General features: G+C 47.8%; 12 protein-coding genes. 9 read left to right on the forward strand and 3 right to left on the reverse strand.

Going from position 1 to position 11,734, the window contains the following annotated elements; all coding sequences use genetic code 11:
* The first annotated feature begins 111 nt into the window (after window positions 1-111).
* The 9 genes from surE to EA408_06620 all read left to right on the forward strand — a co-directional run bounded on the left by surE (window position 112) and on the right by EA408_06620 (window position 9,615).
* Window positions 112-903 carry a 5'/3'-nucleotidase SurE gene (gene surE / locus EA408_06580; GenBank protein ID TVR72637.1) on the forward strand — a complete coding sequence of 264 codons (792 nt, stop codon included), beginning with the start codon at window positions 112-114 and terminating at the stop codon, window positions 901-903.
* Window positions 884-1,183, forward strand: a complete 300-nt coding sequence (locus EA408_06585) for a hypothetical protein (protein ID TVR72600.1) — start codon at window positions 884-886, stop codon at window positions 1,181-1,183. The genes surE and EA408_06585 overlap by 20 nt, the downstream gene beginning before the upstream one ends.
* Window positions 1,180-2,304, forward strand: a complete 1,125-nt coding sequence (locus tag EA408_06590; protein ID TVR72601.1) for a lipid-A-disaccharide synthase — start codon at window positions 1,180-1,182, stop codon at window positions 2,302-2,304. The genes EA408_06585 and EA408_06590 overlap by 4 nt, the downstream gene beginning before the upstream one ends.
* 6 nt (window positions 2,305-2,310) lie before the next feature.
* Window positions 2,311-3,459 (forward strand): SpoIID/LytB domain-containing protein, encoded by a 1,149-nt coding sequence (locus tag EA408_06595; GenBank protein TVR72602.1) that lies wholly within the window; start codon window positions 2,311-2,313, stop codon window positions 3,457-3,459.
* A gap of 52 nt (window positions 3,460-3,511) precedes the next feature.
* Window positions 3,512-5,926: a gliding motility-associated ABC transporter substrate-binding protein GldG gene (gene gldG, locus EA408_06600; GenBank protein TVR72603.1), complete on the forward strand. Its 2,415-nt coding sequence runs from the start codon at window positions 3,512-3,514 to the stop codon at window positions 5,924-5,926.
* Window positions 5,923-6,927, forward strand: coding sequence for a hypothetical protein (locus tag EA408_06605; GenBank protein ID TVR72604.1), 1,005 nt, complete (start codon window positions 5,923-5,925; stop codon window positions 6,925-6,927). The genes gldG and EA408_06605 overlap by 4 nt, the downstream gene beginning before the upstream one ends.
* Window positions 6,928-7,063: 136 nt before the next feature.
* The gene (gene dnaN, locus EA408_06610) at window positions 7,064-8,194 is read left to right on the forward strand and encodes a DNA polymerase III subunit beta (GenBank protein TVR72605.1); all 1,131 of its coding nucleotides are present in this window, start codon (window positions 7,064-7,066) and stop codon (window positions 8,192-8,194) included.
* A 25-nt stretch (window positions 8,195-8,219) separates the two neighbouring features.
* Window positions 8,220-8,990: a 3'-5' exonuclease gene (locus EA408_06615; protein TVR72606.1), complete on the forward strand. Its 771-nt coding sequence runs from the start codon at window positions 8,220-8,222 to the stop codon at window positions 8,988-8,990.
* A gap of 13 nt (window positions 8,991-9,003) precedes the next feature.
* A complete protein-coding gene (locus EA408_06620) occupies window positions 9,004-9,615 on the forward strand; it encodes an FAA hydrolase family protein (GenBank protein ID TVR72607.1) in 612 nt (203 codons plus the stop codon).
* Window positions 9,616-9,718: 103 nt separating this feature from the next.
* Here EA408_06620 and EA408_06625 read toward each other — a convergent pair whose 3' ends face one another.
* The 3 genes from EA408_06625 to EA408_06635 form a co-directional block, all read right to left on the reverse strand.
* Complete coding sequence (locus EA408_06625; GenBank protein TVR72608.1) at window positions 9,719-10,441, reverse strand: hypothetical protein; 723 nt, start codon at window positions 10,439-10,441, stop codon at window positions 9,719-9,721.
* Between the two features lie 77 nt (window positions 10,442-10,518).
* A complete protein-coding gene (gene rsxA / locus EA408_06630; GenBank protein TVR72609.1) occupies window positions 10,519-11,091 on the reverse strand; it encodes an electron transport complex subunit RsxA in 573 nt (190 codons plus the stop codon).
* A 12-nt stretch (window positions 11,092-11,103) separates the two neighbouring features.
* Entirely contained in the window at window positions 11,104-11,685 is a 582-nt protein-coding gene (locus tag EA408_06635; protein ID TVR72610.1) for an electron transport complex subunit E, read from the reverse strand.
* Between the last annotated feature and the right edge of the window lie 49 nt (window positions 11,686-11,734).

Raw genomic sequence — 11,734 nt, forward strand, 5'->3', positions numbered from 1 at the left:
ATTGAAAATTGAGTTTAAAAATTCAAAAGTAAATAAAAAATAGACTTCAGGCTTGCCGGGTGCCCAAAACATTGGGTATATTTGCATATTATTACTAAAAACCAGCGAAAATTGAAACCAGACAATAACAGGCCCCTGATTTTGGTGACCAATGATGACGGGGTTAATGCTCCCGGACTTAAGACCCTGATAGAGATGGCCCTGAAAATTGGAGATGTGGTTGCTGTCGCTCCCGATGAAGGCAGGTCAGGTATGTCACATGCAATTACCATTAAATACCCTTTGAGGATTAAAAGGATCAGGGAAGATGAGGGTCTTGAATTATGGTCCTGCTCAGGAACTCCGGCCGATTGTGTAAAACTGGCCGTCAACCAGCTGCTGGACCGGAAACCAGCGCTTCTGCTGTCGGGCATAAACCATGGCTCAAATTCGTCCATATCGGTTGTTTACAGTGGCACCATGGCAGCTGCAATTGAGGGAGGGCTGCATGGTATACCCAGTGTTGGACTTTCCATAACCGATTTTTCATCAAGACCTGATTTTTCAAGCTGTATCCTTTATGGTGAGAAGATAATTAAAAAGACTCTGACAGACGGACTGCCCCCGGGGATATGCCTTAATGTTAACTTTCCCAGCGTGCCTTCGGCGAATATAGGGGGAATCAGGATATGCAGACAGGCAAGAGGACTTTGGATCGAGGAGTTTGACAAGCGGACAGATCCTCACAAGAGGGATTATTACTGGCTTACAGGTTATTTTGAGAACTATGAGCCCGATGCTGAAGATACAGACGAATGGGCGCTCAGAAACAATTTTGTGTCGGTAGTCCCTGTAAGGACCGATTATTCTGACCGGGAGGCGATGGCAAAACTTACTGCTGCTTATGAGAAAGCCGGAACTTAATTCACAGACAACAGGTCTTGTTGCCGGACTTGTTCTGCCGCTTTTAACGTTCCTGGTATTCTACCTTATCAGGTACGGAGATATCTCTATCCCTGAGTTTATCAGGTATGTATGGTTCAGGGGTATCCTTGCCTCCCTGCTTAGCCTGAATATTTTGCCTAACCTTGCCATCTTTTATCTTTTCATCAGGAAGAACTACCTGTTTTCTGCACGGGGGGTTCTTTTCGCTACTTTCTCATATGCAGGGGTTATACTAATAGTTAAGGTTTTGTCCGGATGAGGTATTACATCATTGCCGGCGAGGCCTCCGGTGACCTGCACGGTTCCAAGCTTATGAAGGCTATCAGGGATTTTGATCCTGATGCAGATTTCAGGTTCTGGGGGGGTGACCTTATGAAGGCCGCGGGTGGCACACTGGTCCGACATATAAACACCACCAGTTTCATGGGATTCTGGGAGGTTTTGAAGAATATCGGGAAAATATTCAGGGCCCTGCGCCTTTGCAGGAAAGATCTGATCAGGTTCAGCCCCGATGCACTGATACTTATCGATTACCCCGGCTTTAACCTCCGGATGGCACGGTATGCCAAAAAGCACGGGATCAGGGTTATTTACTATATCTCCCCGAAAGTATGGGCCTGGAACAGTTCGCGGGTGAAAATCATAAAAAAATATGTAGACCATATGCTGACCATTCTTCCGTTCGAGACAGAATTTTTCAGGCGATATGGCTTTCAGGTGGATTATGTGGGCAACCCTGTTGCTGATGCTATAGAAAACCGGAGTTGCAGGAGTGAGAGTGCTGAAATGTTCAGGACCAGGACAGGCGTCGGCGATAAACCCCTGATAGCTGTTCTTCCCGGAAGCAGGATCCAGGAGATCAACGGATGCCTGCCTGTTATGCTGTCTGTTGCAGGCCGGTTCAGTGGTTACCGGTTTGTGATAGCAGGGGCACCATCTGTTCCACCAGATATTTACCAGAGGATTACCGGAGGGAAATTTACCGTATTGTTCAATGAAACCTATGCCTTGCTGCAGCACTCTTCGGCAGCGATAGTAGTAAGCGGTACGGCTACCCTGGAGACCGGACTCCTTGGTATTCCGTTTGTGGTATGTTACCGGGGCTCGTTTGTGTCGTATCAGATAGCCCGGATGTTTATAAGGGTCAGGTATATCTCTCTTGTAAACCTTATACTTGAAAAGGAGGTGGTCAGGGAACTATTGCAGGACCGGTTGAGCAGCAGGAACCTGGCTGAAGAGATGGACCGGATCCTATCCGATCATGTATACCGGGAGAATATGCTTTCGGAGATGAACAGGCTGCGATTACTGGTTGGCAGCGCAGGTGCCTCAGAGAGGGCTGCCGGTAAAATTGCCGGCTACCTGGGAATTGGCAAATAATTAATTATGAGAAGTCTATATGTGATAATTGCTTTAATGTTGTTTACTGTGCCGGCACGACCCGGCAACTTCCTGATCAGCCTGTTCAATGAACAGTCATTGTCGTCAATAATGGTCTCGGCTGAAAAGGGACGGTACACACTGACTGCAGACGGAAACGAGATCGGGATTTATGGTCATAATGAACTGTTGTATATAGCAATACGTGGCGACAGCCTGATGGTCAGGGATCAGTCCGGGCCTATTGGTGTTTTTTCGAGGGTGTCATTCAGTGAGACCTTGGAGTTCAGCCTGTTCGGCATAAAGCCTTCCGAACCGGCAGCAGAAAGATCCCTGTATTACGGCAACCTTGAAGTGCGGTCAGAGTACGGTCGCCTGAGCATCATAAACAAAGTTGATGAACACAACTACCTGGGTGGCGTCGTTGAGGCAGAAGCCGGTAACGGATGGTCACAGATGTTTTACATGGTACAGGCAATAATAAGCCGGACTTACCTTTATGGAAATATCAACAGGCATTCAGACGAAGATTTCCACCTTTGTGACGCGGTTCATTGCCAGGTTTACAAGGGGCGTCTTACAGGTAATGAAACTATCTATGAAGCTGTCAGCCTCACGGAAGGGCTGGTAATTGTTAATGATGACAATACCCTGATCACTGCTGCTTTTCATTCCAATTGCGGTGGACAAACAGTTAACTCAGAGGATGCCTGGGTCGTTTACAGGTCCTATCTGCGCTCCATAACCGATCCTTATTGCAGGGGAGGCCGCAATGCATCGTGGCATGCGGATATTGACGGGGATGAGTGGCAGGAATACCTTGCACGGCATGGGTTTGATCCGGGAGATACAGGGCCGGGTCGCCAGTCATTCAGTCTCCGGCAACCTGCAAGGCAGTCTTTCTATACGATAGGAGAGGTAAGCATCCCTTTAAGGGTGATCAGGAATGACTGGAATCTGAGGTCGGCCTGGTTTGATATAGATGTGTCCAATCCTTCGGGAATGCTCCGTTTCAGGGGAAGGGGACACGGTCATGGTGTAGGACTATGCCAGGAAGGAGCAATGGAAATGGCTGCCCGTGGTTATAATTTTATTGATATATTGCAGTTCTACTATAATGGCGTAAAAGTAAAACAAATTGATGAACTGTTCTGAGATAATCAGGCCGGTCCGGCACCGCAGCCGGTTATGAAAACCCTTCAGAGAGATGTTTGTACTGGTATTAAAAGAAGTAGGCAGCTTTTTCAGTTCACTCACAGGCTATGTTTCTGCCGGAGTGTTCCTCGTGGTGAGCGGGCTCTTTATATGGGTATTCCCCGGAGAGCTCAACATACCCGACAGCGGGTATGCAACACTTGATACACTCTTTATTATTGCTCCATGGGTTTTCCTTTTCCTGGTACCTGCCGTAACCATGCGATTGTTTGCCGAAGAAAAAAGGTCAGGCACCCTTGAGCTGCTGCACGTTAGGCCTTTAAGTGATCTTAATATTGTCACTGCCAAGTTTGCCGCCGCAGTTGTTTTGATTGTCATTACCCTGCTGCCCACGCTAATCTGGTTCTGGTCTGTTCACTCCCTCGGAAATCCCCCGGGTAATCTTGATGCCGGCGCCATCTGGGGATCCTATATCGGACTTGTATTTCTGGCAAGCTGTTATGCCGCGATAGGCCTTTTCGCATCTTCTCTTACAGGGAACCAGATCTTTGCCTTCATACTGACCGTGCTTCTGTGCTTTTTCTTCTTTACGGGTTTTGAGATGATCAGCATTCTGCCTTTGCCTTCAGGTATCCAGGAACTCCTTCTTCACCTGGGTATAAATGAACATTACAGGTCTGTTTCAAGAGGAGTGGTCGATTCGCGCAACATAGTCTATTTCCTCTCACTTATCACTTTCTTTGTTTACCTTACCGCGAACGTTTTGGAAGGCAGGAAGAAAAGGCATTATGCGGGGCCGGCCTTCCTGCTGGGGGGACTGGTACTGATAGGTATGATCTCAGGACATGTTTATTACAGGGCTGATCTGACGGCAGACAAGCGTTACACGCTTTCAGACGCCTCCCGCGAGGTTCTCAACAGGCTCGATGATGTGGTTCATGTCAGGGTTTACCTTGATGGTGACCTGCCTGCAGGTTTCAGACGTATGAGGAACTCGGTAAGGGATTTGCTTGATGAGTTCAGGGTGGTCGCAGGCACAAGGCTGCATTATGAATTCATTGACCCTTCAGATTTTGATGATGCTTCGGTAAGGAACGATCTGTTCAGGCAGTTGCATGGCAAGGGCCTTAATCCCACAAATATCGAAATAACGGAAAGGGGAGGAGGACGTTCCCAAAGGCTTGTTTTTCCAGGAGCTTTAGTCACTTACAAGGGACTTGAGATCCCGGTGAATCTTTTAAGGAATAATCCTGCGCTGCACGCTGAGCAGAACCTGAACAATTCCATACAGGGACTCGAATATGAATTTGCCAGTGCTTTGTACTCGATAACAGATCCTGAAGCCAGAAGGATTGCGTTTATAGAAGGGCACGGAGAGCTCGATGAAATGCTGGTGTCGGGAGCCAGTAATGCTATGGCCCGGTATTATGATATATACCGGGGGCGTATTGACCCGGATGACCCCCGCAGCCTTGACGACTATGATGCAGTGATTATTGCCAAACCGCTCAGGCCTTTTTCCGAACGGGAAAAATATGTGATAGACCAGTATATAATGAGAGGCGGCAGTGTTATGTGGTTTATTGATCCGGTTGCTATCGATCTGGATAGCCTTACATATCAGAGTGAAGCTGTAGCCCTGATCAAGGATCTGAACCTGGATGACCAGCTTTTCCGGTATGGGGTAAGGCTTAATCCCAACCTCATAATGGATATAAACTGCCTTCTTATTCCGGTAAATGTGGGTCTGGCCGGACAGGAGGCCAGGTTTGTGCCTGCACCCTGGTATTTTTCTCCGCTTCTGGCAGGAGATGACAACCACCCCGTTACCAGGGGCCTTAACTATGTAAAAGCCGAATTTGCAAGTGTTATCGATACCGTTGGCACGGATCCGCTAATAAGACGGGACGTATTGCTTAGGTCTTCTCCCGCTACCCGCGTGGTCAATGCCCCTGTTCTTGTAAGTCTTGACATGGCCCGAAAGGAGCCTCGCAGCAGCGACTTTAACCTGGGTGGGCAGCCTGTTGCTGTAATGCTTGAGGGAGAGTTCACATCTGTTTTTGCCAACAGGATAATATCAGGGATAATAGGACGGGATGACCCCGGTTTCAGGGATAGGGGTGAATTGACCCGCATGCTGGTTGTCTCCGACGGAGATATAATAAGGAATGATGTTACCGTATCAGGAGGTGTACCTGAACCATTGCCGCTAGGTTATGACAGGTATTCGGAGCAGACATTCGGAAACAGGGAGTTTATCGTCAATGCCCTGAATTACCTTCTTGATGAACACGGGTTGATGGAGTTGCGAACCCGCGAGCTGAGACTGAGGTTGCTTGACCGCCAGAGATTGCGTGAAGAGCGTACTGCATGGCAGGTCATCAATCTCACGGTGCCATTTATCCTGATTGTTATTGCCGGACTTATTTATAATTATATCCGTAAAAGGCTCTACAGTTACAGATGACGACAACAGGTGCCATGCGTAAATACAGATACCATATGGCTGCGGTGTTGCTGCTTGCCCTGCTTGTTGTCCTGATCCGTCACTACAGGGGTGCTACAACACTGGGAAAATGGGAGACCAGGTTTGCTGTTAAAAATTATGAGAGGGTTGACAGGATTGTAATTTGCGATGGCAACAGCGAGATAAAACTCGAACGGGAAGGTGATATATGGATTCTAAACTCCCGGTTTGAAGCAAGGAAAGAGGCAGTTGACATGCTCCTTCAGACATTTGGGAGGTTGCGCGTGAGTAGTCCCGTTCCCCTTTCTCAGAGGGATGATGTAATGAAAAGCCTTGCCGAAGAGGCGGTTACTGTCGAAGCTGCTGCCGGACGCAGATCACGAAAATTTCGCGTATGGTCTCCGGGGCAGGGGTCGCCCACCTATATGATCAGGGATGGATATGGCCAGCCTTATATTGTTGATATTATTGGTTTTGAGGGACATGTTGCCTCTGTTTTCGTGGTTGATCAGGGTTACTGGCGGCCTAACGTGCTGTTCAGCTATCGCCCGGGTGATATAAGTGAGGTGGTTGTACATCACAGGGAAGACACCGACGGGTCGTTTGTTCTCCGGCAGCCGCAAAGGCAGCATTACCGTTTATTTGCTTATCCCGGCAATGATGAATATGATGGTATAAACGATTCCCTGGTTATACGGTTCCTTTCAAATTTCATATATGTTCCGTTTGAAAGACCGGCCCGGGAGGATGAGGCCCTGATGGCCGACTCACTTTTAGTTGCCGGTCATGACCACTATATAAGAGTTACATGCCGTGAAGGATATGTTTCTGAACTTTCATTGCACAGGATTATCAGCGGTTATGAGGATGGCGATCCGGTTTTTGATATTTTCAGGCTGCACGGGATTTCAGACGGGGGTGCAGACATGGTAGTAGTGCCATATCATTCGGTTGACCTGCTTTTGCGAAGCTCATCGTATTTTCTTCGGGAAGGCAGGTAGTACGGAATTTATTCGATGTGCATCACATATTGTTCAGGTTATTTTTTTTTTGTATTATTGGTATTTGCATTTTTCCCGTAAGATGCACATAAACAAAGTATTTTAAGAACGCAATTACTAATAAAACCACTATCATATGAAGTTTGTTGTTTCCAGCACCGATCTGCTGAATCACCTTCAGGCTGTCAGCCGGGTAATCAGCACAAAAAACACCCTGCCAATCCTGGATAATTTTTTGTTTAACCTGAAGGATAATGAGCTGGTAATAACGGCTTCCGACCTGGAATCTACCCTGACCACAAGGATGGATCTGGATAATACATCCGGAGGGGGGCTTGTAGCATTACCGGCCAGGATCCTTACCGATACGCTCAGGGAGTTTCCTGAACAACCGCTGACGTTTGAAATTTCAGAAGAGAACTACTCGGTTGCCATTACCACGGAGAACGGTAAATTCAATGTGGTAGGGCAGAGCGGTGAGGACTTCCCGCAGTACCCGGTCCTTAAGGACGATATTAAGGTTACTGTAAAGATGGGCGCTGATGTTATGCTCAATGGTATATCCAAAACAATATTTGCCACTGCTGATGATGAGCTGAGGCCCGTTATGAACGGTATCTTCCTTGACTTTACTCCTGACAATATGATCTTTGTGGCATCAGATGCACATAAGCTGGTCAGATATAAAAGATTTGATGTGAAAACGGAGGAGCAGTCCTCATTCATCCTTCCAAAGAAACCTGCATCATTGCTGAGAAATATCCTTGCACGTGAAAAAGGCGAAGTAATAGTTGAGTTTGATGATAAGAATGCACTGTTCACCCTTACTGATTATAAACTGGTCTGCAGGCTTGTTGAAGGGAATTATCCCAACTACAGCTCGGTGATCCCTGCCGACAACCCCAATAAGCTTGTGATCGACAGGCTGGATATTATCAATTCGTTGAAAAGGGTTTCGGTATTCTCCAGCCAGGCCAGTAACCTGGTCAAGCTGGAACTGGATGAGAACCAGATTACCACATCTGCTCAGGATATTGATTTCAGTATCTCTGCATATGAGAGGCTTCAGTGCCAGTATGAAGGGGATAAGATGGAGATAGGTTTCAAATCCACATTCCTGATCGAGATACTAAACAATCTTGCTTCCCGGGAGGTGATAATGGAGCTTAGTGATCCCTCCAGGGCAGGTCTTCTTTTGCCTGCTGAAAAAGAGAGTGATGAGGAGGACCTGCTGATGCTTCTCATGCCTATGATGATAAACGTATAGCAGGGCTTTCCTGCAAAACAATATCATGAACAAACTGAAGCTTAAGAACCCGCTGATCTTTTTTGATCTTGAAACCACAGGGATTGACGTTGTCAAGGACAGGATTGTCGAACTGTCATACCTGAAGGTGTACCCGGATGGCAAGGAGGAGACAAGAACCTGGCTCATTAATCCCGGAATGCCAATCCCGCCTGAATCCACTGCTATACATGGCATATCAGACAATGACGTAAAAGATGCTCCTGCTTTCCAGCAGGTTGCTCAAAAACTTGCCAATGAGTTTGAGGGATGTGATTTTGCCGGGTTTAATTCAAACAAGTTTGATATCCCCCTGCTTGCCGAGGAGTTTTTGAGGACCAATGTCGATTTTGACATGAAAAAGCGCAAGTTCATCGATGTGATGATCATCTTTATGAAGATGGAGCAGCGCAACCTTGGTGCTGCATACCGGTTTTACTGCAACAGGGAGCTGGATGATGCACACAGCGCCGAAGCAGATACCCGGGCCACTTATGAGATCCTGCAGGCCCAGATTGACAGGTACGGTGATCTTGAAAATGATGTGGATATGCTTTCGGCGTTCTCTTCGCACAACCGCAATGTTGATTACATGGGACGAATCGTCTACAATGATAATGATGTCGAAGTGATAAACTTTGGCAAGTACAAGGGAGTCCCGGTTGAGGAGGTGCTTGAAAAGGATCCGGGTTATTACAGCTGGATAATGAATGCAGACTTTCCCCAGTATACAAAGAAGGTCCTTACAAACATAAAGCTCAGGAAATTCAACAAGTAGGAACCGGAACCTGATGAAGATAATTTGTATTGGCCGAAATTATGCTGATCATGCCAGGGAACTTAACAACCCGGTGCCTGAGAAGCCGGTATTTTTTCTTAAGCCTGACACCTCGCTGGTACTAAACAACAGGCCATTCTTCTACCCTGATTTTTCATCAAATATTCACCATGAGGTTGAGATAGTAATCAGGATCAACCGTCTTGGCAGAAATATCGACCAGCGTTTTGCACACAGGTATTACGATGAAATAACTGCAGGAATTGATTTCACGGCCCGTGACCTGCAGGACAGGTGCAAGGAGAAGGGGTTGCCGTGGGAGATTTCCAAGGCTTTTGACAATTCAGCCCCTCTGGGAAGGTTCGTCAAAAAAAGTGAAACAGGCGACCCCGGCAATATCCCGATCCGGCTTGATATAAACGGTAAAACCGTGCAGGAAGGGAGCTCATCGCAGATGATCTTTTCGTTCGATCATATAATATCATATATTTCACAGTTCATTACCCTTAAGATAGGAGACCTGATCTTTACCGGCACCCCTGCCGGAGTGGGGCCGGTAAGTGTCGGCGACAGGCTGCAGGCCTGGCTGAATGATGAGATGCTTCTCGATTTTTATGTGAAATGACCTTTCCCCGGGACCCTGCTCCGGGAAAACCCGGTCCACTCCATGGAACTTTTACGGTTGAAGGCTGCCATCCTTATTACCGGCTGTCAGTCAGTGTGCTGCTTTATCCGGGAGCAGGTTTGCGGACGGCGGCCAATACTGTTATTATCGCAACGGCTATGGCAGATACGGCTGCGACTACAAGTATTGCCCTGTTATCCGGCCACCGGGCGATCATTATCCCTGCAAGCGCCCAAATAACCGCCAGTCCCGCGAAAGGATTACGGTAGTTCTGGATTACAAGGATTGTAATCACCGCTCCCGCCAGAATCATCACCACTGCCCATGTTTCTTGCGACAACCCCCAGCCCTGCCAGTTGGCAGCCACAAGCAGGGCGGTTACGTTTGCAATTGTGGCAATGCATATCCAGCCCAGGTATATGCCGAAGGCCGCTCTGGCAATGCCGGCCGGGAAACCTGTGAGCCTTGAGCTTATTGCAGTAAGCACAGCCAGGAGAAGCACCATTACCAATATTGACAGGGCCATTTTCTCGTAATGCCAGGTGACTATCCACAGGGCATTCAGCAGACAGCTGGCAGCAAAGAGCCATCCGATGGACTGCACGATTTCCCTGTGATCTGACATGAACTGCAGGATGCAGAAAAGCAGCAGCAACAGGTATATTACTCCCCAGATTGAAAATGTTATACCTGCTGGCACAAAAAGGTTAGGGTACTGGGCCGACAGCTCACCGGTGGTCTTGCCGCCAAGCGGCAGGGCATTTGCCAGGTAATTCATGACGATCATGAGGGTGAATGCGGCGACATTGATGATTTTCAGGGTCATGACAAGCTGGTTTTAGTTTGGGGCGCCTGCGTGGCGCCATATGTCTTGCTGTCTCTTTTTCCGCGAAAGCGTAATCCCTAAACTATTCCTGCAAATCCCATGAAAGCGAGTGCCAGAAGTCCTGCTGCAACAAGTATTATAGGATTGCCTTTCATACCTTTTGGAACGTTAACCAGCTCAAGCTGCTCGCGGATGCCGGCAAGGATAACCAGTGCAAGCGTGAAGCCTATTGAATGAGCTACCGCGAATACAACGCCGCTCATAAGGGTGTACTCGTTCTGTATGACCAGGATGGCAACCCCAAGAATTGCACAGTTGGTGGTCATCAGGGGCAGGAATATACCAAGTGCCTGGTAGAGGGGGGGACTTACCTTTTTAAGGATGATCTCCACCATCTGCACCAGCGAAGAGATAACCAGGATGTATGTTATTGTGCGCAGGTAGATCAGGTCGAACGGGATGAGGATATAGTGCGAGATCATATAGGTTACTATAGCTGCAATGGTCATTACAAAAAGCACCGCGCCACCCATTCCTGCAGCCGTGGAAATTTTGCCTGACACCCCGAAGAACGGGCATAGCCCGAGGAATTGTGCCAGCACGATATTGTTTACCAGGATAGCTGAAAGTACGATTACTATATATTCCATGGCTTTATCGTATTACTGTTTGTTAAGTTTGTTTGCAAGAGCTATAAGGTAACCCAGTGCGATAAATGCCCCGGGGGCCAGGATAAAAACAAGCATGCCATCACCCTGAATGAATTGCAGGCCGAAGATCGCGTTGCTGCCGAGTATTTCACGTGCAGCGCCCAGAAGCGTGAGGGCAAGCGTAAAGCCCAGTCCCATACCTGTTCCGTCGATTACCGATGACAGCAGTGTGTTTTTGGACGCAAAGGCTTCGGCCCTGCCAAGCACGAAACAGTTTACCACTATCAGCGGGATGAACAGCCCCAGCTGTTCATGAAGTGCAGGCATGAAACCTGCCATTACAAGGTCCACTATGGTGACGAATGAAGCGATGATAACGATATAGCAGGGAATTCTGACCTTGTTTGGCACAAAGTTCTTTATAAGTGACACGACGATATTCGACATCAGAACGACAAACATCGTTGCCAGTCCCATACCCATGCCGTTGAATGCAGATGTTGTAGTACCAAGGGCGGGACATAACCCCAGCATCAGGATGAAAACCGGGTTTTCCCTAATAAATCCCTTGGTGAAATTTTTTGCCTGGTCCATAGTTTCAGAGCTTATTTTGTATTTCCTTTTATCGGTTTCAGCTGCAAGG

Source organism: Marinilabiliales bacterium (assembly GCA_007695015.1).
In the GTDB taxonomy this organism is placed as follows: Bacteria; Bacteroidota; Bacteroidia; order Bacteroidales; family PUMT01; genus PXAP01.

What these genes read in the sequence shown, in the direction of transcription:
- EA408_06585 (TVR72600.1), top strand. Translation starts at nt 884, where the DNA reads ATGAGAAAGCCGGAACTTAATTCACAGACAACAGGTCTTGTTGCCGGA.
- EA408_06590 (TVR72601.1), top strand. Translation starts at nt 1,180, where the DNA reads ATGAGGTATTACATCATTGCCGGCGAGGCCTCCGGTGACCTGCACGGT.
- EA408_06595 (TVR72602.1), top strand. Translation starts at nt 2,311, where the DNA reads ATGAGAAGTCTATATGTGATAATTGCTTTAATGTTGTTTACTGTGCCG.
- gldG (TVR72603.1), top strand. Translation starts at nt 3,512, where the DNA reads ATGTTTGTACTGGTATTAAAAGAAGTAGGCAGCTTTTTCAGTTCACTC.
- EA408_06605 (TVR72604.1), top strand. Translation starts at nt 5,923, where the DNA reads ATGACGACAACAGGTGCCATGCGTAAATACAGATACCATATGGCTGCG.
- dnaN (TVR72605.1), top strand. Translation starts at nt 7,064, where the DNA reads ATGAAGTTTGTTGTTTCCAGCACCGATCTGCTGAATCACCTTCAGGCT.
- EA408_06615 (TVR72606.1), top strand. Translation starts at nt 8,220, where the DNA reads ATGAACAAACTGAAGCTTAAGAACCCGCTGATCTTTTTTGATCTTGAA.
- EA408_06620 (TVR72607.1), top strand. Translation starts at nt 9,004, where the DNA reads ATGAAGATAATTTGTATTGGCCGAAATTATGCTGATCATGCCAGGGAA.
- EA408_06625 (TVR72608.1), bottom strand. Translation starts at nt 10,441, where the DNA reads ATGACCCTGAAAATCATCAATGTCGCCGCATTCACCCTCATGATCGTC.
- rsxA (TVR72609.1), bottom strand. Translation starts at nt 11,091, where the DNA reads ATGGAATATATAGTAATCGTACTTTCAGCTATCCTGGTAAACAATATC.
- EA408_06635 (TVR72610.1), bottom strand. Translation starts at nt 11,685, where the DNA reads ATGGACCAGGCAAAAAATTTCACCAAGGGATTTATTAGGGAAAACCCG.